This window comes from Compostibacter hankyongensis (assembly GCF_039541075.1).
GTDB classification, from domain to species: domain Bacteria; phylum Bacteroidota; class Bacteroidia; order Chitinophagales; family Chitinophagaceae; genus Compostibacter; species Compostibacter hankyongensis.
The window spans coordinates 316011-339842 of record NZ_BAABFN010000002.1 but is presented as its reverse complement, the minus strand read 5'-3'; the positions used below and the strand labels follow the sequence as shown (position 1 = coordinate 339842).

The 23832-nt window shown below is 52.5% G+C and carries 17 protein-coding genes and 1 tRNA gene; 13 read left to right on the top strand and 5 right to left on the bottom strand.

Annotation, left to right across the window (positions count from 1 at the left end):
- The first annotated feature begins 103 nt into the window (after window positions 1-103).
- From ABD851_RS06250 to ABD851_RS06225, 6 genes are all read left to right on the top strand, one after another.
- Window positions 104-187 (top strand) — tRNA-Leu (locus ABD851_RS06250).
- A gap of 251 nt (window positions 188-438) precedes the next feature.
- On the top strand, window positions 439-774 hold the full coding sequence (locus ABD851_RS06245) for an ArsR/SmtB family transcription factor (RefSeq protein ID WP_344977142.1): 336 nt from the start codon (window positions 439-441) through the stop codon (window positions 772-774).
- 54 nt (window positions 775-828) lie between these two features.
- Complete coding sequence (locus ABD851_RS06240) at window positions 829-1281, top strand: arsenate reductase ArsC (protein WP_344977139.1); 453 nt, start codon at window positions 829-831, stop codon at window positions 1279-1281.
- Window positions 1282-1312: 31 nt separating this feature from the next.
- Entirely contained in the window at window positions 1313-2155 is an 843-nt protein-coding gene (locus tag ABD851_RS06235) for an arsenite methyltransferase (RefSeq protein WP_344977136.1), read from the top strand.
- A 159-nt stretch (window positions 2156-2314) separates the two neighbouring features.
- The gene (locus tag ABD851_RS06230) at window positions 2315-3154 is read left to right on the top strand and encodes a helix-turn-helix domain-containing protein (protein WP_344977133.1); all 840 of its coding nucleotides are present in this window, start codon (window positions 2315-2317) and stop codon (window positions 3152-3154) included.
- Between the two features lie 173 nt (window positions 3155-3327).
- Window positions 3328-5817, top strand: coding sequence for a TonB-dependent receptor domain-containing protein (locus ABD851_RS06225; protein WP_344977130.1), 2490 nt, complete (start codon window positions 3328-3330; stop codon window positions 5815-5817).
- Window positions 5818-5862: 45 nt separating this feature from the next.
- Here the strand turns inward: ABD851_RS06225 and ABD851_RS06220 are convergent, their stop codons facing one another.
- Window positions 5863-6705 carry an AraC family transcriptional regulator gene (locus tag ABD851_RS06220; RefSeq protein WP_344977127.1) on the bottom strand — a complete coding sequence of 281 codons (843 nt, stop codon included), beginning with the start codon at window positions 6703-6705 and terminating at the stop codon, window positions 5863-5865.
- A gap of 134 nt (window positions 6706-6839) precedes the next feature.
- Between ABD851_RS06220 and ABD851_RS06215 the strand changes: the two genes are divergently transcribed.
- From ABD851_RS06215 to ABD851_RS06190, 6 genes are all read left to right on the top strand, one after another.
- Window positions 6840-9938 (top strand): SusC/RagA family TonB-linked outer membrane protein, encoded by a 3099-nt coding sequence (locus ABD851_RS06215; protein WP_344977124.1) that lies wholly within the window; start codon window positions 6840-6842, stop codon window positions 9936-9938.
- 13 nt (window positions 9939-9951) lie between these two features.
- On the top strand, window positions 9952-11733 hold the full coding sequence (locus ABD851_RS06210) for a RagB/SusD family nutrient uptake outer membrane protein (RefSeq protein ID WP_344977121.1): 1782 nt from the start codon (window positions 9952-9954) through the stop codon (window positions 11731-11733).
- Between the two features lie 19 nt (window positions 11734-11752).
- Window positions 11753-12439, top strand: a complete 687-nt coding sequence (locus tag ABD851_RS06205) for a DUF3823 domain-containing protein (RefSeq protein WP_344977118.1) — start codon at window positions 11753-11755, stop codon at window positions 12437-12439.
- Between the two features lie 64 nt (window positions 12440-12503).
- Entirely contained in the window at window positions 12504-14348 is a 1845-nt protein-coding gene (locus ABD851_RS06200; RefSeq protein WP_344977115.1) for a right-handed parallel beta-helix repeat-containing protein, read from the top strand.
- 59 nt (window positions 14349-14407) lie between these two features.
- Window positions 14408-15769 (top strand): sugar porter family MFS transporter, encoded by a 1362-nt coding sequence (locus ABD851_RS06195; protein WP_344977112.1) that lies wholly within the window; start codon window positions 14408-14410, stop codon window positions 15767-15769.
- Between the two features lie 13 nt (window positions 15770-15782).
- On the top strand, window positions 15783-16661 hold the full coding sequence (locus ABD851_RS06190; protein WP_344977109.1) for a phytanoyl-CoA dioxygenase family protein: 879 nt from the start codon (window positions 15783-15785) through the stop codon (window positions 16659-16661).
- 26 nt (window positions 16662-16687) lie between these two features.
- On the opposite strand, the gene ABD851_RS06185 is transcribed toward ABD851_RS06190, so the two are convergent.
- The 3 genes from ABD851_RS06185 to ABD851_RS06175 are packed head-to-tail and all read right to left on the bottom strand — an operon-like array spanning window position 16688 to window position 18820.
- Window positions 16688-17932: an RNA polymerase sigma factor gene (locus ABD851_RS06185; RefSeq protein WP_344977106.1), complete on the bottom strand. Its 1245-nt coding sequence runs from the start codon at window positions 17930-17932 to the stop codon at window positions 16688-16690.
- A gap of 44 nt (window positions 17933-17976) precedes the next feature.
- The gene (locus tag ABD851_RS06180) at window positions 17977-18318 is read right to left on the bottom strand and encodes a YciI family protein (RefSeq protein ID WP_344977103.1); all 342 of its coding nucleotides are present in this window, start codon (window positions 18316-18318) and stop codon (window positions 17977-17979) included.
- 49 nt (window positions 18319-18367) lie between these two features.
- Window positions 18368-18820, bottom strand: a complete 453-nt coding sequence (locus ABD851_RS06175; RefSeq protein ID WP_344977100.1) for a carboxymuconolactone decarboxylase family protein — start codon at window positions 18818-18820, stop codon at window positions 18368-18370.
- Window positions 18821-19078: 258 nt separating this feature from the next.
- Here ABD851_RS06175 and ABD851_RS06170 point away from each other — a divergent pair, with 258 nt between their 5' ends.
- A complete protein-coding gene (locus ABD851_RS06170; RefSeq protein WP_344977097.1) occupies window positions 19079-20341 on the top strand; it encodes a PQQ-dependent sugar dehydrogenase in 1263 nt (420 codons plus the stop codon).
- Here ABD851_RS06170 and ABD851_RS06165 read toward each other — a convergent pair.
- Window positions 20338-23829, bottom strand: coding sequence for a molybdopterin-dependent oxidoreductase (locus ABD851_RS06165; RefSeq protein ID WP_344977094.1), 3492 nt, complete (start codon window positions 23827-23829; stop codon window positions 20338-20340). The genes ABD851_RS06170 and ABD851_RS06165 overlap by 4 nt on opposite strands.
- Window positions 23830-23832 lie beyond the last annotated feature (3 nt).

The following is a 23832-nucleotide window of genomic DNA, read 5'->3' as shown; positions in this document are numbered from 1 at the left end:
AATGGGTATTTTTGCGACCCGTCCGCAGGGCCATGATCCCGGAAACCGGTCATACATTTGAACCGCATCCGGATCGCCCGCGGCTCCGGAAAATCCCGATTTTGCCCGGATGGCGGAACTGGTAGACGCGCCAGACTCAAAATCTGGTTCCCGCAAGGGAGTGGGGGTTCGATTCCCCCTCCGGGCACTTTGATTATCAGTAGCCATGAAGACGGTACGAAAATTCAGTTCTGCGGTCTGATGCAGCTGAGCGTTGAGCAGCAAACAGACCTGTTTGACCGCCTGATTATCGCCCAAGCCCCAACGAAGATCTCACCCCCCTTTTCCCGATCGAACATTTAAGCACCCTGTAGTGAATATCTATGGAAACCAGAAAATCCTCAAAAAATTTGGCGGATTCAAGATATTAATCGTAATATTGCAATAAATGAGTGAACAATGGGCGCGACCAAAACAGATCTATTTACCAAGAAACAAAATGAGCTGGCAAAAATGGCCAAGGCTATTGCGCATCCTGCCCGCATCGCTATCCTGCAGCAGCTCATCAAAACCAATGCCTGCATCTGTGGTAATCTGGTTAATGAGCTGGGATTGGCACAGCCTACTATCTCCCAGCATCTTAAGGAGCTAAAGCTGGCAGGTATCATTCAGGGAACGGTGGAAGGAACAAGCGTTTGCTATTGCATCGACCCGAAGGTCTGGCAAAAATACCAGCAGTTTTTCAACGATTTCTTTGTAGCAGTAAATGAACTTGCTGAAGGGGGGTGCTGTTGATTTTTTTTATTTTATATAATCGTATTATTGCAATGAATAAATGAAGCAATTAAAATGGATAATATTAAATACAAAGTTCTTTTCGTGTGCGTACACAACAGCGCCCGGAGCCAGATGGCCGAAGCCTTTTTAAACGAAATGGGTAAAGAACAATTTGAAGCGGATAGCGCCGGGATAGCGCCGGGCGTGCTCAATCTCAACGTCGTCGCAGCAATGGCAGAGACAGGAATAGACATCAGTGACAAACAGACAAAAGCTGCCTTTGACCTGATAGAACAGGGCAAACACTACGACGCCGTAATAACAGTATGCGATACAGCAAGCGCGGAAAAATGTCCCGTCTTCCCCGGCAAAATCAAACGCATAGCCTGGTCGTTCCCCGACCCTTCCGCCTTTGGCGGTACGAACGAACAGATAATGGAGCAAACCCGGCAGGTTCGGGACGCCATACGGCAAAAAGTAGCGGATTTCATACAGGAAACCGATACAGTACAATTTTGGAAATAATACTATCCCATCATCTCAAATTGATATAATCATGAATAACGAACAGGAGTTAAAAGAGCTGGTAAAACAAAAATACGGGGAAATTGCCGCCCAGGATAAAGACACAAACCAGGCATCCTGCTGCGGGTCGGGCTGTTGCTCTACAGAGGTTTACAATATAATGAGCGAAGATTACAGCAAACTGGAAGGTTATAACCCTGACGCCGACCTGGGTTTAGGCTGCGGCTTACCGACGCAATTTGCTCAAATTAAAGCGGGAGACACCGTCATTGACCTGGGTTCCGGTGCAGGAAACGATTGCTTTGTCGCCCGCAGGGAAACGGGCGAATCCGGCAAGGTAATCGGTATAGATTTTACCCCCCAAATGATTGAAAAGGCCAGGGCTAATGTAGAAAAGCTGGGCTATAACAACGTGGAGTTCAGGCAGGGAGATATAGAAAGCATGCCCGTGGCCGGCAATATGGCGGATGTCGTAGTAAGCAACTGCGTGCTGAACCTTGTTCCCAATAAGGACACAGTATTCAGTGAAATATACCGGGTGCTGAAGCCGGGTGGTCATTTCAGCATATCGGACATCGTACTGGAAGGCGAGTTGCCGGCCGCATTAAGACAGGCAGCCGAAATGTACGCGGGATGTGTAGCCGGAGCCATTCAAAAAGAGGAATATCTCGGGTTGATAGCAAAAAACGGATTTTCAAATATCACCCTTCAAAAGGAAAAGGCTGTCGAAATACCCGACGATATACTGGCTGCTTATCTGTCTGCGGAACAGATTAATCAATTTAAAGCTACGGGAGGCGGTATTCAAAGCATCACCGTGTATGCAGAAAAAGCGGGAAAAGCAGCCTGCTGCGGCCCGGATTGCTGTCATTAATTTCTGATTTTTCCTGTCTGCAACCCGGCGCTTGAGCTTGGGAATATAGCTTTTGGCCGGTTTACGCCGCAGGTATAGCTTTTAAAACCGAATAGCTTACGGGAAAGCGATCCTGTATGCCACAATCCGGATCAAACACCTTATTTTAGCCGCGGCGCTATGAAACAGACCTCTTTACATAACAAAGCACTTACGGTTAAAAATAAGATCGCTGCGGAGCAGCATATCAAAGTTGAGAAATTCCGCCAGGGAACCCGTGTGACGGAGCCGCATAAGCATAAAAACTATTTTGAGATCGTTTACCTGGCAGAAGGCAGCGGACAGCATACCATTGATACCCGCGAATATGACATTAAGCCGCCTGTCGTTTTTTTTATCAGGAAGGAACAGGTTCACCATTGGAAGATTCTCAGTGAACCGGATGGATATGTAATGATATTGAAAAAATCGTTTATCGACAGGAGCCTCGACGGCGAGCTAAAACTGCTACTGATCAAGATAAGCGTCCATAACTGCCTGTACCTTAGTGACAGTGCAACCATTACTCAATTATTCGGATTGCTCGCCGAGGAATATAAAACGGGCCATGAAAACGCTTTCCCCATTACCGAAGGCCTCCTGAAAGCGTTGCTGGCAAAGATATTGGAGACCGCCAAGCCTGCCGGCAATGACAAGCCAGCCAAGTCTGACCTGTACCAGCAGTTTCATGAATTATTAAGCCGCGACAAGATCATAAAAAACAAAGTAGCGCATTACGCCGGCCTGCTGAGCACTACACCCCAGAACCTGAATGCCGCCTGCCGGAAAGCAGTTAACCAGCCGGCCGCGCAGGTGCTTTCGGATTTCATTGTCAGCGAAGCCAAAAGGCTGCTATTATATACCGACAGCACCGTCTCTGAAATTTCATTTCATCTGGCTTTTAAAGACCCTTCCCATTTTGTAAAGTACTTTAAGCGGTTTACGGGGGTCACCCCTCAGTCTTTCCGGTCTGTGATATAAAAGACCGGGGGAATTTGATTGAGCTTTCTGAGCCAAAAAAAGAAGCCTGACAAAAACCGGTTCATCTGCAAGGTTTCCGGAAGGGGATTATTTTCAATATTACCATAAAAAGTACTGTTTATACCAAACTTTATACCGGCCAGTAATTTTCTTTGCAGGAAAATTTTCGGTATATGAGCCGGACAACAGGCCGTCGGGGACGTTACATCTTTTTCATTTCTTTTTTATTGATCATTCCATCTGCGTTACTGGCCCAGCATGCCGGTGTTCGCGGCCTGGTCAGGGATAAGCTGACCGGCTTGCCCATGCGTTATGTAAGCATTGCGCTATACAGGACAGGGGATTCAAGCCTGGTAAACGGGACGATCACCGATTCAACCGGTAAATTTGAGCTCGGCAGATTAAAGGCGGGCGACTTTTATCTGACGGTCCAGTTTGTAGGGTACCGGCAAAAGACCATTCCTTCCTTCGTGCTTTCGGAAAGCCGCAATACAGACCTTGGCGATATTACAATTATCCCCGACCAGAGAATGCTCGACGAGCTAAAGGTATCCGGAAAAAAGGTAGAAAATTATAATAAGATCGATAAGCAGGTATATGAAGCCGGTCAGTTTGAGGCTGCAAAAGGCGGCTCGGCGCTGGATGTGCTGAAAAACCTGCCGTCGGTCTCTGTAAACGGGGAAGGCCGGATCATGATGAGGGGCTCCACCGGTTTTCTGGTATTGATCAACGGCAAGCCGGTATTAACGGATGCGCAATCGGCATTGAGCCAGCTTCCCGCAAACGCCGTTGCCGATATTGAGCTGATCACGGCGCCATCCGCCAAATATGATCCCGATGGCAAATCGGGCATTATCAACATCATCACAAAAAAAGGCGCTGCCGATGGCCTTACTTTTGTTGCGAACGTTCAGGGCGGATTACCCAGCACTACGGATTACGGGAACTTAAAAAAACCTGTCCGCTTCGGAGGGGATGCGGCCTTCAATTACAAGAAAGGGAAATGGAATATCGCCGCCGGGGCCGATTATACCAGAAATGACGTGGAAGGCTACCGGGTAGGGGATGTATACACCATTAACAGTACAAAAGGTTACACCACTCACTTTCCCTCTGAGGGCGAAAGGAGCTTTGACAAATATAACTATGCCGGGAGGGTATCCATAGGTTTCACTCCTGATGCCGGCAACGCTTTCTCGCTGGGTTTTTCCACCAGTAAGAAGTTCCAGGCCCGCTTGGCAGATATTTTCTATAAAAATACCAAAACCCGTACCGGCGCCGATACACCTTTTCAAAAAAGCCCTTACTACAATTCCAACCTGCAAACGAAAGAAGGTACTTTTACCTTAGGCAGTCTGGACTATACGCATACTTTTACAAACAGATCAACACTATCCGCTTCTGTGCTGTATGAATGGGATAACCTCTACGGAGATACCAAAAACAGGAACCTGAAGAATGCAAAGCCGGGCGCGGACACCATACAATATGTTTTTAATCCTTATAAGAAGCCGATCCACGGCTACAGGGCCAAACTGGATTATGCGCTCCCTATCGGTAAAGGGAAGCTGGAAAGCGGTTATCAGTTCAGATACGACACCGAAGACGGCGAGTTCGGCTACCAGGTCACGCCGGCGCCCGTGCCTCCCGATCCGGAAAGATTTGCCGGCACGGTACAGTCAAAGAACCAGATCAATGCCGCCTATAGCCAATACAGCGGACAAGCGGGACAGCTGGAATATGTCGGGGGGCTGCGTTATGAATATGCCGCCAGGACGGTCCGGCTATCCTACGACCCGGCTCCTCATCATTTGTATCTATCGAATTTGTTTCCTTCCGCCAGCCTGCTCTATACATTGGGCCGGGGCTGGAAAGCCAAGGCCGGCTATAGCAGAAGGATACAACGCACCGATAATTACCAGCTGAACCCCATCCCGGAGCGGGAACATTCGGAAACGCTGGAACAGGGTGATCCGGACCTGCTGCCGGAATTTGTGGACCTGTGGGAGGCCGGTATCATCAAGAGTTTCAGTCTGGGATCCTTTTTTGCAACGCTATACCACCAGGATATAAAGAATCCCATCCAGCGGGTCAACAGCGTCTATGCCGATACCATCCTGAACCGGGTCTATACCAATGCGGAAAGAGCGCGTTTAACCGGGATCGAGTTGGAAACAGATATTCGGATCACAAAATGGTGGGATCTTTATGCAGGTGCGAATATCTATCAGTATAAGATCAGGGGAGATCTTAAGATACTGGATGAAACATTCGATGTGAAGAATTCGGATTGGGTTTACGCTGTCAATGCCAACACCAATTTCCAATTAGGCCCCACCTGGAGCATCCAGGGAAATGTAAACTATCTGTCTACGCGCCCTACCGCTCAAGGAAAAGATTCCAGGTTCCTGAGCCCGAATACATCGGTAAAAAAGACCTTTATGGATGGCAAGATCGCCGTAATGCTGCAGTGGCAAAATATGGACATGGGCTTTCTCGGCTCCAACGAACAGCGCATTACCACGAGCGGCCCCGATTTTTATACCACCACCAACTATATTTATGAAACCGACGTTTTCATGATCAATATCAGCTTTAACCTGAATAAGCTGGGCAGCAAGGTGCAGCTTCCCAAAAGTGAATTCGGAGAAAAGGAATTTTAAACACGACGGTAGACGGATTACCCAAAATACAAGATACAAAAGGGATTAGCACATCAATTTACGAAAACTCGAAGGGGTCATCTTTTTAATACGGAAGAATTGCTTGTTGAAATTGGCAAGCGTATTGAATCCGCTCTCATAACAGATATCGAGAACGGTACGCTTTGTGTCCGCCAGCAGCTTACAGGCATGCCCTATCCGGACCTCATTCAGAAAATTAATGTATGTCTTCTTGGTGCTTTTCTTAAAATAATTGCAAAATGCAGGGACGCTCATGTGGGCTATCCGTGCTATTTCCTCCAGCGTAGTGGGCTTTGCAAAAGATTCTATCGTATACTGGAAAACCTTTTCGATACGCTCTTTATCCCTGTGATTATATTGTTTTACTTCCTGGGTGGACAACGGTACAAATTCCCGCGTCTGCGCCATGATCTGCAGACACTGGCATAATTTCACGATTCTGTCCATACCGGATGCACCCTCAAGATCGTGTATCAGCCGCCCCATCAGCAGCTTACTTTGCCCCGTTATCTGCAATCCCTGTATGGAAGTTTCGAATAATTTTCTGATATCCCTGTTTTCCGGCAGGTCCATAAAGCCCTCTCCCCAGAAATCTTCCCTGAACTGAACCACCACAGCGCCGGTGACGAGTTTCTTATGTCTTTTCTGGAAAGTATGGGGCAGGTTGGCGCCCAGAAAAAACACATCCCCGGTTTTAAACTCGCCTATATAATTGCCGATAAAAGCCATTCCGGCCCCTTCCATGAAAAAAATAAGCTCGTACTCGATATGCTGGTGCCAGGATACTTCAAAATCAGGCGTACGGTAGGTACGGGCCACAAATGAAATTTCTTCCGTAAGGGGGAGCTTCTGCACGAAAGGCTTCATCTTACTATATTTATTTTTTTACCGTCCTAAATATAGCTTCTTTATTAAAATAGTTTATGTTTTCAATAAAAAAGTAGTAGACAACGGCTCCTCCGGGAAGGTAGATTTGCAAAAGATAACCAATCCTCTCCGTTATGTACAAGAACTTGACTCATCTCATCCGGCATATCGCCAGAACATCTTTGCTGCTTATCCTTATCCTTTACGAGGAACCGGCTTCTGCACAGCAGGGGCGACATATCCGCGGAACAGTAACCGCCGCTGACGGAGCAACGCCGCTTACCGGCGTAACGGTGGTGATACAGGGTACGCAGACCGGGGCTACCACGGGCGCGGACGGTACGTATGCTATCAGCGGGCACGTGGGAGATACATTGGTCTTCAGTTATGTAGGTTATGCTCCCCGGAAAGTGGCCGTCGGCGCCCTGTCCGGGGTGAATGTGGCGCTGAAAGAAGCGGAGACCTCGCTGAACCAGCTGGTGGTAATGGCCTACGGCACGCAGAAAAGGGCCACAGTGACCGGAGCAATCGCCACTATAGGCGGGGATGAGATCAAGACCATCTCCACGCCCGACCTGGTCACCGGGCTCGCAGGAAAGCTGCCGGGATTGCGGGTGACTCAACGAAACAGCGAGCCCGGCTCATACGGTACTTCTTTCGATATTCGCGGCTTCGGCGCCCCGTTGGTGGTCATAGATGGTATCGTAGCGTCCGGAAATGACTTCGTCAGACTTGACCCAAATGATATCGCGGACATTACCGTGCTCAAGGATGCATCAGCCGCAGTGTACGGCATCAAGGCTGCGAACGGCGTCGTTCTGGTCACTACGAAAAAGGGAGGCACCGGAAAGCCGCAGATCACCTATTCCGGCTCTTATGAATTTCAACAAGTGACCAATATACCCGAGGTGGGCAACGCCTACCAGTTCGCCGTGCTGACCACGGAGAACGAGATAAACGGCGGAAGGGCGCCAGGTGAGACGACCTTCTCAAAGGAAGATATTCAGAAGTTCAAAGACGGCACCTATCCGAGCACGGATTGGTACGGTGCGGTAGCCCGTGATTATGCGCCGCTGCAGCACCACAATCTAAGCGTTACGGGGGGCAATGAGCATATCCGTTATTTCACCGCTCTAAGCATGCTGAATGAAAAAGGCTTATGGAAAAGCGGCGACCTCAATTATAAGAAATACGGCGTTCGTGCGAGCGTCACAGGCAAGATAACAGAAGACCTCGAAGCTCAGATCAACATGAATGGCATGCTGGAAGAAAAAAACGAACCCGGTGAAACGGCATGGAATATATTCAAGTTTGTATGGATGAATATACCCACCTACGGTATATACGCCAACGATAATCCCGCTTATCTCCAGGACATGACCTATCCCTGGAACCCGGTAGCCATGTCTACCGCCAGCATAGGCGGATATACCCGGACAAAGACCAAAACATTTGACGGCAGCTTTGTCCTGGACTATACGGTGCCCTTTCTCAAAGGCTTAAAAGCAAAGGCCGTTTACGGCTTCTATAGCCAGGATTACTACCAGCGGGCATGGAGGAAGGCCTATTCGACCTACGACTATGATAAGTCTACCGATACTTATATACCGAAAGGCACCCAGAACAGTCCCTCCAATCTCACCGAAAACTACACGCCCTACCAGCGGAGCTCCCTTACGGGCCAGCTGACCTATGAACGGCAGTTCCTCAAAAAACATGATATAAAGGCGTCCCTGGTTTTCGAAGAAAGACATGAAAAGAACGATAACATGTGGGCCAAAAAGGAATTCTCCATCGATGTGGATCAGTTCTTTGCCGGAAACGCCCAGAACTCCCAGGTGAATTCGGGGGGATTGATCGAGAACGACAATCAGAATGTGATCGGGAAATTCAATTATGACTACCTGTCGAGATACCTTCTCGAGTTCGGCTTCAATTACGGCGGATCGTCCAAATTCCCTGCCGGAAAAAGATGGGGATTCTTCCCTTATGTTTCGGCCGGATGGCGTCTATCGGAAGAGCCGTTCTTTAAGAGCGCCCTGCCCCTTATCACCAACCTGAAGATCAGGGGATCATGGGGGCAGATGGGAGACGACAATGCCTCTACCTTCCAGTTCCTGACCGGATATGATTATCCGGGCGGCAATTATATTTTCGAGGATAAAGTCATTTCCGGACTGGGCTTCCGCGGCATGCCGAATCCCTATATTACCTGGTACACGGTCACCACCAAGGACCTGGGGATAGACCTGGAAATAAACAGTGGCCTGATCACGGCTCAGTTTGACATCTTCCGGAGAGACCGGTCCGGGCTGCTGGGCACCCGGCTGCTCACCATTCCCGGCACCGTGGGCGCATCCCTTCCTCAGGAAAACCTCAACGCCGACATGAGACGGGGATTCGAGCTGGTACTGGGGCATGCCAGACGCAAAGGAACTTTTCAGTATAATATCTCCGGCAATGTGACCTATACACGGGGAAAGCTCACGTCAATTGAAAGGGCCCCCGACGGGAACTCCTACCTGAACTGGCGGAACAATCCGCTCAACCGCTGGGATAATATCAACTGGGGATACGATTATATCGGGCAGTTCCGGTCTTACGACGATATCTATTCCTCTCCGATACAGGACGGCAAAGGCAATACCACCCTCAGACCCGGCGATCTGAAATACAAGGATGTGAACAAAGACGGCATCATTGACGACCAGGACGTCGTGCCGATCGGGCGTTCCTATATCCCGGATATCAACTTCGGGCTGAACATCGCCATGACCTTCCGCGGCTTTGACCTGAGCATCTTTTTCCAGGGAGCGGCGAACTACAATTATGAATATATTGAGCAGCTAAGGGCCCCTTTGCCCTGGGGGCGCAACAGCCTCACCCAGTTCATGGACAGGTGGCATCATGAGGACATTTTCGATGCCGGGAGCCCCTGGATACCCGGGAAGTTTCCCGCCACCAATTACCCACCCTCAGACGGCCTGAACTCCCAGTTCTGGCGGCCGTCAGCCTCTTATGCAAGGCTTAAAAGCGTGGAGCTGGGCTATACTTTTTCCCCAGGTATGCTAAAAAGGGCGCATATCCAGCATATCAGGGTCTATCTCAGCGGATTCAATCTCTATACGCTGACCAAGCTGAAATACATAGACCCCGAACATGACCCGGGTACCTACAATTACCTGTATCCTATCACCCGGAACTACGACATCGGGGTAAGCATCACGCTCTAAATCGAAGATGACTATGAAAAATATATCAGGTTCCCTGATCGCAATATTGCTGGTCATTGGGATATGCTCCTGTAACGATAAAAGACTGGATATCCCGCCACTGAATATCCTCACCGCCGACCAGGTATTCAAGAGCGAATCGGCCGTTACCGCTTATATGGCCAGCCTGTACAACGCGCTGCCCATGGAGGACTTCAACTTCTATCCGGTCAGCAATGCGTTATCCAATAATACGGATGAAGCCATCACCAGCTTCGGGGACGAACGCAACGGTATAGGCGACGGCACCTGGACGCCGTGGTGGGGATACAATAATATCAGGAATGTAAACGATCTCCTGGCCAAGCTGCCCGGCTCGGCTGTAAGCGACCCTGTCCGGAAATCCCTGACGGGAGAAGCTTACTTCATACGGGCCTATTATTATTTCGCGATGGTAAAACGTTACGGCGGGGTACCGATCATCAGGGAAGTGCAGCAGTTTACCGGCAACAACCTGGCTGACCTTCAGGTAAAGCGGGATAAGGAACAGGACGTATATGATTTCATTGCCAGCGATCTGGACAGCGCAGCGCTTTTGCTGGATGAGGTCAATACAAAAGGCAGGGTTACAAAATATGCGGCCCTCACGCTGAAGTCGCGCGCAATGCTGTACGCCGCTTCTTCTGCAGCATACGGACAGGTGATGCTGGGCGGCGTGCTGGGTATTCCCCCTCAGGAAGCCGGTAAATACTGGCAGGAGGCGTACGACGCCGCAAAAGCGGTGATGGCATCCGGTAAATTTACGCTGTACAACAAAAACTCCGACAAAACGGCCAATTTTTCCGCCCTCTTTCTCGACGAAGATAACCCGGAGATCATCCTTGCCCGGTATTTTTCCTACCCGGATAAAACACACGGTTATGACTGCTGGTATCTTCCGTTCGGCGTAAGGGGGCCCGATGGATACAGCTCCCGGATGTGCCCTACGCTGGAATCCGTAGAACAGTTTGAGTATATCGACGGCTCACCGGGAAAGCTCAGGCTCACCGACGATGCAGGCAAGCCGGTCTACTATTCCGATCCGGCCGATCTGTTCAGGGACAAAGACCCCCGCTGCCTGGCCACGGTTATCGTACCTTTCAGCAGCTGGCAGGGATCGGTCATCGACGTACAGGCAGGTATTTACGACCAAGGCGTCAAATGGGAAGCGGGAGATTACAGCGCAATGTATAACGTGCATACGCATAAACCGGACAATGCAAACGGCACGCTGCATATCGCCGGCCTCAGCGGACTGGGAGGAAATGAAAAGACACAGACCGGTTTTTATATCCGGAAATACCTCGACCCGTCACTGGACCGGTCGAGGGCTACCTATTCGGGATCGGACCAGGAGTGGATCGACCTCCGCTACGGGGAAGTGCTGCTGAATTATGCAGAAGCCGCAATTGAGCTGGGCAGAACTGCGGATGCCGAAACCGCCGTAAACGAGATCCGTGAACGGGCCGGTATCCGCTTACTGGATGCTGCAGAAGTAACCCTGGAGAGGGTGAGACATGAGCGGCTGGTAGAGCTGGCCTTTGAGAACCAGCGCTGGTGGGATTACCGCAGATGGCACCTGTCCGACCGCCTGTTCAACAACACCCGGTTTCACCAGCTGAAACCGTATTATGATGTAGAGCAAAAAGCTTACCGGTTCGAAACAGGTATTGCAGGCCGGTTCCCGAAGACGTTCGAACCGCGTGTCTACCACGAGCGGATCGATCCTGCCGAGCTCGCAAAGAATCCGAACCTGATCCAGAACCCCAACTACTGACATGCCAAGCCATAAAGCCATGATATCGAGATTCACCTGGATGGCTATAGCGGCGGTTTCCGCCCTTGCATCCTGCTCAAAAATTGACAATTATCCCGCTCCCGACGGGGGCATCTACGGGAAGCTCACGGATAAGATTACGCACGAAGGCCTTCAGACGGAGCAGCCGGGCGGATTCACCATAAAATTGTTCGAAAAAGGGGGGAGCCTCAATTCACCGATCTCATTTTCTGGAAAGCCGGACGGGACCTATGAAAACGCCCATATCTTCAAAAATGACTATAAGGTGCTCCCCACGGAAGGCGCTTTTTTCACTATAGATACTGTAGATGCTCAGGTTGGGAGTCATACCGAGCTCAATTTTGAAGTTGACCCGTTCCTGGCCGTTACAGACGTCACGGTGACGCCCGCTTCGGGAAAGGTGACGACGGCTTATAAAATTGTCCGCGACCGGGCGTCTGACAAGATCGTCGAAAGGAAGACCCTGGTCTCTAAGGCCCCTACGGTGAACAATGTAGTATTCGATCTTAAGGCGGAGACCGAGCTGTCCGGCATACCCGACGAAACGATCCTGGCAGGGCAGCATACCGATACGGTCAGCGGATTGATTTCGGGAGATACCTATTATGTCAGAATAGCCGTTCGTACCGACAATGCGTTAAAGAAGTATAATTACAGTAAAATTTTCAAGATAGCGATACCCTGACCGCATACCGGAAACAGGTACCATGCACAACCGACGGAATGAAAAACAGTATAAACAAAAAGGTATGAGCATAAAAATGAGCGCAATGCCCGGGATATGCCTGCTCCTGGCTATGCTGGCCCCGGCGGCTTACGGCAAAACCCTGCATGTCTCGGTCAAAGGCAATGATGCCAACCCCGGTACGCCGGAGCTGCCGCTGCGGACCATACAGCACGCGGCGGAGCTGGCCCGCGCCGGCGATACGGTCATGGTGCACGAAGGAATTTACCGGGAGTACGTCAACCCTCCGAGGGGAGGAGCGTCTGATGCGAAACGTATCGTTTATGAAGCGGCTCCCGGGGAAAAGGCGGTCATCAAAGGCTCGGAGTTGATCAAGGGCTGGACAAGGGTGAAAAACGAGGTATGGCGGGTGAAAATACCGAATTCATTTTTTGGTGGTTTTAACCCGTATAAAGACCTTATCCACGGCGACTGGTTCGACCGGAGGGGCCGGGATCATCATTCCGGTGCGGTGTACCTTAACGGCGATTGGCTGACGGAAGCCGCCGCTCTCGATGAAGTGCTGGCCCCCGGCGGGAAAAGCGATTCGCTATGGTTCGGCAGGGTAGATGGCGACAGCACCACAATATGGGCTCGGTTCGGCGGGGCAGACCCCAACAGACAGACGGTTGAGATCAATGTGCGCCGCACCGTATTCTATCCCGAAAAGACGGGGATCGATTATATCACGGTCCGCGGCTTCACCCTCGAAGATGCGGCTACGCCCTGGGCGCCGCCTACCGCACAGCAGATCGGCCTCATCGGGCCCAACTGGAGCAAAGGATGGGTCATCGAGGATAATGTAGTCCGGTATTCGATGTGCTCGGGAATCTCTCTCGGCAAATACGGCGACAGGTGGGATAACACTTCGGCCAATTCGGCGGGAGGATATGTAGAGACCGTACAACGTGCGCTCAAGGACGGATGGACCCCGGAGCAGGTCGGCCATCATGTGGTAAAAAACAATCTGATTGCTCATTGCGAACAGGCGGGCATCGTCGGCAGCCTGGGCGCCATATTCAGCACCGTTTCGGGAAATACGATACACGACATCTGCAGCAGGCGCTGGCTTGCCGGAGCAGAGCAGGCGGGTATAAAATTCCATGCGGCGGTGGATGTAAGCATTACGGGGAACCATATCTACCGGACCTGCCTGGGTATCTGGCTGGATTGGATGGCGCAGGGCACCTATGTTTCCGGGAACCTGCTGAACGACAATGGCGGGGATATGTTTGTAGAGGTGGATCACGGCCCTTTTACGGTAGTGAACAACCTGTTTCTCTCCCGGGCGACCGTCACCATCCGGTCCCAGGGAGGCGCTTACCTGCATAATCTGTTCGCCGGCGCCGTCCGTGTAATGTCCTATGACGCAAGACAGACTCCGTTTCTCAAGCGCCATTCTACCGGTATAGCAGGTTTTCACGACAATCCGCTGGGCGACAACTGCTTTTATAACAACATCTTTTCCGGCCATACCGATCTGCGTATATACGATACGGTAGCATTGTCTTCGAAGATGGACGGGAATGTTTTTCTGCATGGCGCCCGGCCTTCGGATAAGGAAGCCCGTCCGGTGGTCGGGCAGAATTTTGATCCCGGGATCAGGTTGATTAAGAGCCAGGAAGGCTTTGCGCTGCAGGCCAGGTTCGATAAAGGCTGGATGAGCGGTCAAAAACGGAAGCTGGTCACTGCCGCACTCCTGGGGAAAACAGTCATCTCGGGTCTTCCCTATGAGGCGCCGGACGGGCAGCCGATCCGGATCGACACCGATTACTATGGCAAGCCAAGGAATAAGGACAATCCCGCGCCCGGGCCATTTGAAGATTTCAGAGCCGGGGAAAATTTATTCGACGTTTACCGGAAGAAGTAAAATTGAACGACAAGGGAAATATGGACCAGGGACAAGTCATACAACGACAATTTTCGCCTGTGCACACCGCAGGAACCGAGGCACATTCTTCCGGAGCAGGTGGCGGATATGTGCTCAGGATATCGGTGGTGGCGGCGCTGGGCGGGTTGCTGTTCGGGTACGATACGGCTATTATTTCAGGAGCCATCCCCTTTATCAGGCCATACTTCCACCTGGATGAATACAGCCTGGGATGGGCAGTGAGCTCCATCCTCATCGGCTGCGGCGCAGGCGCCGCTGCCGCAGGGATAGCGGCGGACCGTTTCGGGCGGCGTATTACGCTCATGTTGTGCGCACTGTTGTTTGCGCTGTCCGGGATCGGCGCCGGATTATCCACCGGTCTTTCGTTGTTCATTGTATTTCGTATGGCAGGCGGCATCGGCGTGGGAGCAGCCGCGATCGTATCCCCGCTTTATATAGCCGAAACAGCGCCGCCGGACAGAAGAGGGCGGCTGGTGGCATTATATCAGCTGGCTATTGTAGCCGGCATTTTATTGGCCTACCTCTCTAATTTCATACTTGCCGGTATAGGAGACAGCAGCTGGCGTTGGATGTTCGCCTCCCAGGCGCTGCCCTCCGTGCTGTTCGGGCTGATGCTGCTGCTTGTCCCGGAGACGCCCCGCTGGCTGGTAAAAAAAGGGCGGCTGGTGGAAGCCCGCCGTATCCTTTCCAAAACCATGGATCCTGCCTCATGCGAAAGTACACTCGGGGCCATACAGGACAGCTTCCGGAACGAGGGACGCGCCGTATGGTCAGAGCTGTGCTCTAAAAAATATCTTCCGGTAGTAACCCTGGGTATTTTTATAGCCGTTTTCCAGCAGATAACCGGGATCAACGTGGTGCTTTATTATGCGCCGGTCCTCTTTAAGGATACCGGCATGGACGATTCGGCCTCCTTGTTGCAAACAGTAGGTATAGGACTGGTAAATGTAGCCGCTACCGTGATCTCCATTACGCTGGTGGACCGCATCGGCAGGAAGCTGCTGCTGAAGACGGGAAGCGGACTGATGGGGCTATCCCTGGCTGCCATGGCCCTTTGTTTCCGCTACCATTATTTTCAGCATTATGTGATCCTGTGCGCTATGTTGGTATATGTAGGCGCATTCGGCGCCACCTGGGGAGCGGTGGCATGGGTGTATTTATCGGAGATCTTCCCTAACCGGATCCGCGGGCTGGCCATGTCTGTCGCCACGCTCGCTTTATGGCTTGCCGATTTTATCGTCACCTATACTTTTCCGGTCATGCAGGCCCGGGCAGGAAATGCATTGACATTCTCCGCTTATGCCGTTTTTTGCGGCGCAGCGCTTATTTACGTGCTGGTCAAAATACCCGAGACCAGGGGAAAATCCCTGGAAGAAATGGAAACGCTATTTCTCAAATAAAAACAGACGGATCATGAATCTACAGGACGCGCAGATAACCGGCGGGAAAATAACGGATGCACACATTGACTTTTACCGTGAATACGGCTACCTGGTGGCAAAGGACCTCATATCCCGGGAAGAGATTGCCGAGCTGAAACGGGAAACAGTGGAGATATTCAGAGGAAAACGCGGGAAACTGGAGGGGATTGTGGAGGTAACCGATGGTGAGACGGACGAAGAGGTCCTGAAGAAATACGTAGCCATCCATTTCCCCCATAAGATATCACCGGTCATACACCGGTATCTGTCGCACAAAGGCATAACAGGGATATTGACAAAAATCATCAGTCCCAACGTGAAATGTATGCAGTCCATGCTTTTTGTAAAAGGCCCCGGTAAGTCGGGGCAGGCCTGGCACCAGGACGAGTATTATATCCCTACCCGCGACCGATCGCTTACGGGAGCCTGGATTGCCATTGACGATGCCACCGTTGAGAACGGCGGTCTCTGGATCATACCCGGCTCTAACAGGGAAGGGTATATACGCAGGCGCGAGCCCAATGACAACAGGGAATATGCAGATGTGGATACGGTAAATGTTTCGGATTATACACCTGAGAAGATGATCCCTGTAGAAGTCGGCAGCGGCACCGTGGTTTTCTTTAACGGCTATACCTTTCATAGCTCCTTAAAGAACAAAAGCACAGACAACTTCCGGATGGCCCTCGTCAATCACTACATGAGCGCGGAATCCATGTTGCCCTGGGACCAGGACGGAAAGCTTCCTCCTACGGAGGATTTAAGAGATATCGTAATGGTGGCGGGAGATGATCCTTATTCATATAAGGGAACCCTGGATATGAATAAGCCTTACCTGCGGCCGGATGTGCTGAAAATAAAAACCTCTTAGCGGATGTCTTTCGTGACCAACCTCTGCTACACTTCCCGTGCTCCGGACAAACGGATGATATTTTTGCCGATAGCGGTTTTTTCCGGATCCGAGCGGGTCAGGCGCAGCGCCGTATGAAAATGCTGCAGGGCCTTTTCGTTATCGATCTCTTCATACAGGTGTCCCAGCAGCAGATGATACAGGTGATGATCTTTCAGGTCCAGCTGCGCAGCCGCCACGAGGGCCTCTTCTTTCCCGTTTGCCCTGGAAAGAGCGTAGGTGCGGTTGAGGGCGGCTATCGGCGAATATTCCATCTGCAAGAGCTGGTTATATAATTGGAGGATGTTTTCCCATTTTTCGGGCGTATCGTCTTTATGCGTATGCCAATAGGCAATGGCCGCCTCCAGGTGATACCGGGACAACCGGCTGCCCTGCGAGGCCAGGTTCAGATAGTATTCGCCCTTCTTGATGAGCTCATGATCCCACAGCGTGATGTCCTGGTCCTCATACAAAATGATCTCTCCGTCCCGGTCGGTTCTTGCCTCGAAACGAGAAGCATGAAAGCACATCAGGGCAAGGAGGGCGCTGACAGCGGGGTTTCCGGTATGCTTATTTTGCAGGAGCAGCAGCGTCAGCCGCATCGCTTCGGCACAAAGGTCCTTGCGGAGGAGGGTGTTCCGAGAAGCCGAATAATAGCCTTCATTAAACAGCAGGTACAGGGTGGTCAGCACGGTGTCCAGCCTGCTACTGACTTCAGGCTGCGTAGGCTGGGCTATCTTCACGTTTTCGGCCCGCAGTTTCTCCTTCGCCCGCTTCAGCCGTTTGTAGACGGTTTCCTTATGGGTCAGAAAGGCGTCGGCGATCTCTTCCGCACCAAAGCCGCAAAGCAGGTTTAAGGCCAGGGCGATCTGCGCCTCGGTGGAAACGGAAGGATGGCAAACGGCAAACATCATGGCCAGCTGGCTGTCTTCGATGTTCCGGTCAGACAGGTCGATGGAAATATCCTCCGATAAGGGAGCATCGTTTTTTATATCTACCGCGATCTTCTGCGCAAACAGCTTATCGCGTCTCAGATGATCCCTCGTCTTGTTTTTGGCCACCGTGTACAGCCATGCTGCAGGATTGGCGGGCAGTCCTTTCATGCCCCACAGCTCAGCCGCTGTCAGAAAGGTATCGCTGACGATATCCTCCGCGGTCTCGATATGCTCGATGCCAAAAAGAGAACAGAGTACCGAAACGATCTTCCGGTACTCCGTTCTGAAAAGATGCGGTAAAAGCTCATTTTCTTCCATGCGTTCCTGTAAATACCATCATAAATAACAAAGGTATTTACTTTTTACAGGACGCCGATCTCTCTCACCTCCACGTTGCCGCCAAGGGTGAGCGCAGGGCAGTCTTTGGCCAGCTCGGCGGCTTCCTCGAGGGTATCGGCTTTTACCAGCGTATAGCCGCCGATGGATTCCTTGATGTCTGCATAAGGACCGTCGGTAACCACCTTACCGGGTCTTACCACCTTCCCGTCGGGTACCAGCCGGTTTCCGCGATCGACCAGCTTGTTCTGGGCGGCTATACCGCCGACCCAGTCCATCCACCGTTTGGTGAGCGCCTGCATTTCCTCTGGGGAGCCTTTGGGGATGTTGGCGTTGTCGTTCCTGAATATGAACAGAAATTCTTTCATGTCATTCGGTTTTTAATGTTTATCAAATGTAGTTTTTTTGACGTATTCATCAGGCAAACTGCCCTACCTCGTAGCCGCCCGGCACCGTGCGGAAAGCGATGTTGATGCGGTTATAGGTATTGATGGCCGTTATGCCCAGGGTGAGATCGATCAGCTCCTCTTCGGAGAACTGCTTTTTTGCCTCAAGATACACCTCATCCGGCACATCGCAGCGGTTTACCGCTTCGGCCCAGGCCAGCGCGGCCCGTTCCCGGTCTGTGTAATACGGCGTATCGCGCCAGGCGCTCAGGCCATAGAGCCGTTGTTCGGATTCACCCCTTGCCCGCAGATCCTTGGAGTGCATATCCAGACAGAAGGCGCAGCCGTTGATCTGCGATATCCTGAAATGAACCAGGTCCAGCAGATCCTCCCCAAGGGGAGACTTCCGCAGATAGCCGCCGATGCCGTAGAGGGTTTCCATCGCCTTTTTTCCTTTTTCAAGGACATTGATTCTCTGTTCCATTTTTGTGTACATTTTAGTGATTTAAATGTAATGTCATATCCATGACGATCGGCAGGGACAAAAATGGACAGAAATCAGAAAAATATTTTTGAACCCGGGGAAGACGGGTCGCCGCTCACATAATTTCCTGTAGCTGTTTCTTTATTTCCAGTAAATTACAGCTGCCATTGAAAAGCCCCCGTAAAGCTTATAACAGGATAGAGGGACTCATCCGGCAGCTATCTTCACCCGTTTAAACGGTTGTCAAAAACCAGTATTATGAAAGCATGCCTGCTTCCCCTTCTTTGCCTGCTGATCGCGGCAGGCGCCTGTCGCCATCCTTCCACCGGCGAACAAAGCGGCTCCGGTACGCCAAAGGGCAGTACAGGTCCTGTAAGCGATAGCGACCGGTTGGTATTCCGCCTCGAAAAAGTGGCCGATGGCCTGGATGGGCCTGTGGCGTTGGAAAACGCACATGACGGCTCCGGAAGGTTATTTGTCGGGGAACAGGCCGGCAGGATCCGGATCATCCGTAACAGGAAAGTGCTGAATACACCCTTCCTCGACATACGGGCATCGCTGGTAAAAATGGAAAACAAATACATGGACGTAGGGTTGCTGGGCTTTGCGTTCCATCCCGATTTCAGGCACAACGGCCGTTTTTTCGTCCACTACAGCGCCCCCTCCGGAAAGAAAGGCTTTGACAATAAGTCCATAGTGGCTGAATTTCATGTATCAGCCGGCGATCCGGACAAAGCCGAGCCCGTGGGAAGGATCATCCTTGAAGTAGATCAGCCCGAAGAAAATCATAACGGGGGGAACATCGTGTTCGGCCCCGACGGATACCTTTATATGGGATTCGGAGACGGCGGCGGACAGGGAGACAAGCACGGTCCAACCGGCAACGGACAGAACCTCAACCAGCTCCTCGGGAAGATCATACGGATCGACGTGGATCATGGATACCCTTACCGGGTGCCGGATGACAATCCCTTTTTAGGAAAAAAAGCCCGCCCGGAGATATGGGCTTATGGCATGCGCATGCCCTGGCGTATTTCCTTTGATACAAAAACAGGGGAACTCTTTTGCGGGGATGTGGGCCAGGATACCTACGAGGAAGTGGATATCATCCGCAAAGGTGGTAATTACGGCTGGCACGCTATGGAAGGGTTTCATATCTACGATACGGCTTCTTATAAAAAGGGAAGCCGTTTCCTCCTGCCGATCGCCGAATATAAACATACCGTGGGCGTCAGCATTACGGGCGGGTACGTTTACCGCGGCAGCCGTTACCCTGCCATGCAGGGCAAATATATCTTTGCCGATTGGGCCTTTAAAGTGTTTTACCTGGAAAAAAAGGATAACCGCTGGGTCATGCATAACTGCCGGTTTGAAGGAAAGCCCGACAATGTCTTTCCCTTCCGCATCAACAGTTTTGGCGAGGATGAGGGCGGTGAAATCTATATGGTTACCCAGAACGAGGTAGGGGCCTTAAGTCCTACCGGGGTGATCTACCGGGTTACCGCAACAGCGCAGCGTTAGACCCGGCCGAGTTTTCTCAACAATTCTTTTAACTCCGGCTTACAACTGCCGCATTGTGTGCCGGCGCCGGTCTGCCGGCCCAGGGCTTCTATGCTTTTACACCCGTTGCGGATGGCGGCCGCGAGGTTATCCTCGCCGACCTGCCGGCAGCTGCAGATCAGCCGGCCCTGCACGGGGGGACGGGCATTCCCCGGCCGGAGCAGCTGCTCCCGTTTGTCGGCCAGCTCCGTTCCCTGCTCCACCAGCTCGCGGTATTCTTTTATCCCTTCCTGGTCTCCGATAAACAGCACACCCGACAGCCGGTCGCCCCGGATCACGCACTTTTTGTAGCTGCGCCGGCGGCGGTCCAGGAAAACCACTTCCTCGCCGTCTTCTTCCGGTCGCAGGCAGACGTTCCCGATAACGGTAACGGGCATATCCGCTATCTGCCAGCTATAAGCGGGCACTGCACCGTCGTAGGCGGCCGACAGATTGCCGTGCATACAGCGCGCCAGGCATTCGGCCTGTCGTTCCGCGACAGCCGGCAGATAAGGAAAAACGCCTTCGTACTCGGTACCTTCCCCGAGGGCATAGATATCCGGATCGCTGGTTTGTAAAAAGGGATTGATGCGGATACCGGTTTGGGTATCCAGCCCGGTTTGCTGCGCAAGACCGGTATCGGGCTCATCGCCGGAGAATCCGGCCAGTGCATGGCAGCGAAGCACGGCGCCGCTCTGCAGGGTAAGCAGCCGCTCGTTGCCGTCGCACCGGAATGCGAGAACGTGTTCGCCATAATGCAGGCGGATACCCAGCTCCGTCAATACGTCTTCGAGCAGAGAAGCGGCGATGTCGTCCAGCAGATCGCCAAGTAGCGTTTTTTTCTTTACCAGGATGTGCACCTCCAGGCCTTTTTGCCGCAGGATGGCGGCAAACTCCAGCAAGGCGGGATTACCGCCGGTAAAGACCACGGTGTTACCGGGACGGAGCTGCCGCAGCAGCGCATCCGCATGTGTTTTATACTGGAGAAAAAAAACGGGCTCCCCGGGGCGGGCAGCATCAAAGGGCAGCTTGCAGCCTGCCGCAAGTATCAAGGTGTCGTAAGACAGACAGTTACCGGCATCATCGGTAACGGTTTTATTTTTCCGGTCCACCGACCGCAGGGCACGGTTGCGGACCAACGATATTTCCGGCAGCTCTTCCAGACCTTCCTGCGGGGACTGCGGCCAATCCTGCCGGCCCTGCAGATACGCGGCCACGCGGGAAGGATCGGGGCAGGCCGCTTCCGCAGGACAGAACCAGGTTATCGTGTCTCCGGTGTTGAGCCGGCGGTATTTTTCCAGGAAGGCGGCCGCCCCGCTGCCGCTGCCGGCCAGGATGATGTGCTGCGGCGGCTTTTGATAAAGCGCTACCTCCACAGCCGAAAACTTAAAGTCGGGTTCTTTGGATACAGGGTCCACCAGGTTAGGGGTGAGGTTGTTGGCCCGGGCAAGGCTGCTGCCCGCCAGCTTGCCCCAATGCATGGGCAGGAAAACAACGCCTTTTTTTATACGGTCGGTCAGCTGCGCCGTCACCTGCACGCAGCCCCGGGCATTTGAAACCACAACGGGATCGCCGTCCCTGATATTCCTTTTTGCAGCATCAGCGGGATGCATCTCAAGAAAGGGGTGGGGAATGTGCTGCTTTAGCTTGTTTACCTTTCCGCTGCGGGTCATGGTATGCCACTGGTCCCTGATCCGGCCCGTGGTGAGCACCAGGGGGCAGGCTTCCGTAACCGGCTCGGAAAGATTTTCGTCGGGAACGGCATGGATCCTTGCTTTTCCTCCGGGATGATAAAACCGGTAATCAGTAAACAGCCGCGGCGTGCCCGGGTCTGCCTCTCCGGGTACGGGCCATTGAAAGCTGCTTTTTTTTAACCGCTCATGACTCAGTCCGCTGATGTCGATACGCGTATCACGGGTCAGACCTGCATGCTCGCTGTAGATATCCGCAACGCTGTCATAGGAAAAATGTTTTTCCCATCCCATGGCCTGCGCAAAGCGCAGGAGTATCTCCGTATCGGGGAGGGCCTCGCCGGGCGGGTCCGCCACGCGGGAAAGATAGCTGATCCGCCGTTCGGAATTGGTCATGGTGCCTTCTTTTTCCAGCCAGGTAGCCGCCGGCAGCACGAGATGGGCATGACTGACGGTATCTGCGCGGGACGACATATCCTGCACTACCACAAAAGCGGCTTCCTGCATAGCGGCCTCCGCCAGGCTGAGGTCCGGGATGCTGACCATCGGATTGGTGCCGATGATCCAGATGGCTTTCATCCTGCCCGCTTTCAGGGCGGTGAACATCTCGGTGGCGGTCAGCCCGGGTGTTCCCGGCAGGGAAGACACGCCCCAATAACGGGCAACCTCCTGCCGGTGCGCGGGATTGCTCATGTCGCGATGAGCCGGCAGCAGCGTGGCCATCCCCCCGGCTTCCCTTCCACCCATGGCATTGGGCTGGCCGGTAAGCGAGAAGGGGCCGGAGCCAGGTTTCCCTATTTTACCGGTAATGAGCGAAAGATTGATCAGGGCAAGATTCTTTCCGACGCCTACCACGCTTTGATTGAGGCCCATGGCCCAGAGGGAGATAAAGCCCCCGGAGAAGCCGATATACTTTACAGCCTTGTAGATATCGGTGAATCTGATGCCGCAGATGGCCGCCGCTTCCTGCAGGCTCCGCTGCATGACGTGCTCCTTCAGCTCCGCAAATCCTTCGGTATGCTCCCGGATAAACGGCTCGTCCACAAAGCCGTTTTCGATCAGCCCACGGGCCAGGGCGTGGTATAAGACGATATCGGTGCCCGGCATGATCTGCAGGTGCAGATCGGCGACGGCAGCGGTTTGTGTACGTCGCGGATCCACCACGATGAGCTTGACGGCGTGGTTCTTTTCCTTATGCGCTTCTATTCTCCGGAAAAGGATAGGATGACACCAGGCGGGGTTAGCGCCAGCAATCAGGAAGGTGTCCGCCAGCTCGATATCTTCATAGCATCCCGGTACGCTGTCTTCTCCCAGCGCCATCTTATAAGCGGATACGGCACTGCTCATGCAAAGCCGGGAATTGGTATCGATATTGTTGCTGCCGATAAACCCTTTTACCAGCTTGTTGACCAGATAATACTCTTCGGTAAGACACTGCCCGGACACATAAAAGCCTACCGCGTCCGGTCCGTGTTCCGCGATGATCTCCCGGAATGTCCCGGCGGCGGTATGCATGGCCTGCTCCCAGCTGATGCGGGAAAAGGGCGCTGCCCGGTCATTCCGGTACTGCGGATAGAGCAGCCGGTCGCTCCGGTCCATGGCGGTATAATGCAGGTTCATTCCTTTGGAGCAGAGCATTCCCCTGTTCACGGGATAAGCGGGATCGCCCTCCACGGAAAGCTTTCCGCTCTTATCCCTGTGCACCCGTATGCCGCAACCTACCCCGCAGTAACAGCAGGTGGTACGGTAGCTACCTTCTTCTCCGGATACCGCCTTCATATC

Bases quoted from the DNA above. Each gene is read 5' to 3' on its own strand.
- ABD851_RS06245 (WP_344977142.1), top strand. From the start codon at position 439: ATGGGCGCGACCAAAACAGATCTATTTACCAAGAAACAAAATGAGCTG.
- ABD851_RS06240 (WP_344977139.1), top strand. From the start codon at position 829: ATGGATAATATTAAATACAAAGTTCTTTTCGTGTGCGTACACAACAGC.
- ABD851_RS06235 (WP_344977136.1), top strand. From the start codon at position 1,313: ATGAATAACGAACAGGAGTTAAAAGAGCTGGTAAAACAAAAATACGGG.
- ABD851_RS06230 (WP_344977133.1), top strand. From the start codon at position 2,315: ATGAAACAGACCTCTTTACATAACAAAGCACTTACGGTTAAAAATAAG.
- ABD851_RS06225 (WP_344977130.1), top strand. From the start codon at position 3,328: ATGAGCCGGACAACAGGCCGTCGGGGACGTTACATCTTTTTCATTTCT.
- ABD851_RS06220 (WP_344977127.1), bottom strand. From the start codon at position 6,705: ATGAAGCCTTTCGTGCAGAAGCTCCCCCTTACGGAAGAAATTTCATTT.
- ABD851_RS06215 (WP_344977124.1), top strand. From the start codon at position 6,840: ATGTACAAGAACTTGACTCATCTCATCCGGCATATCGCCAGAACATCT.
- ABD851_RS06210 (WP_344977121.1), top strand. From the start codon at position 9,952: ATGAAAAATATATCAGGTTCCCTGATCGCAATATTGCTGGTCATTGGG.
- ABD851_RS06205 (WP_344977118.1), top strand. From the start codon at position 11,753: ATGATATCGAGATTCACCTGGATGGCTATAGCGGCGGTTTCCGCCCTT.
- ABD851_RS06200 (WP_344977115.1), top strand. From the start codon at position 12,504: ATGAGCATAAAAATGAGCGCAATGCCCGGGATATGCCTGCTCCTGGCT.
- ABD851_RS06190 (WP_344977109.1), top strand. From the start codon at position 15,783: ATGAATCTACAGGACGCGCAGATAACCGGCGGGAAAATAACGGATGCA.
- ABD851_RS06185 (WP_344977106.1), bottom strand. From the start codon at position 17,932: ATGGAAGAAAATGAGCTTTTACCGCATCTTTTCAGAACGGAGTACCGG.
- ABD851_RS06180 (WP_344977103.1), bottom strand. From the start codon at position 18,318: ATGAAAGAATTTCTGTTCATATTCAGGAACGACAACGCCAACATCCCC.
- ABD851_RS06175 (WP_344977100.1), bottom strand. From the start codon at position 18,820: ATGGAACAGAGAATCAATGTCCTTGAAAAAGGAAAAAAGGCGATGGAA.
- ABD851_RS06170 (WP_344977097.1), top strand. From the start codon at position 19,079: ATGAAAGCATGCCTGCTTCCCCTTCTTTGCCTGCTGATCGCGGCAGGC.
- ABD851_RS06165 (WP_344977094.1), bottom strand. From the start codon at position 23,829: ATGAAGGCGGTATCCGGAGAAGAAGGTAGCTACCGTACCACCTGCTGT.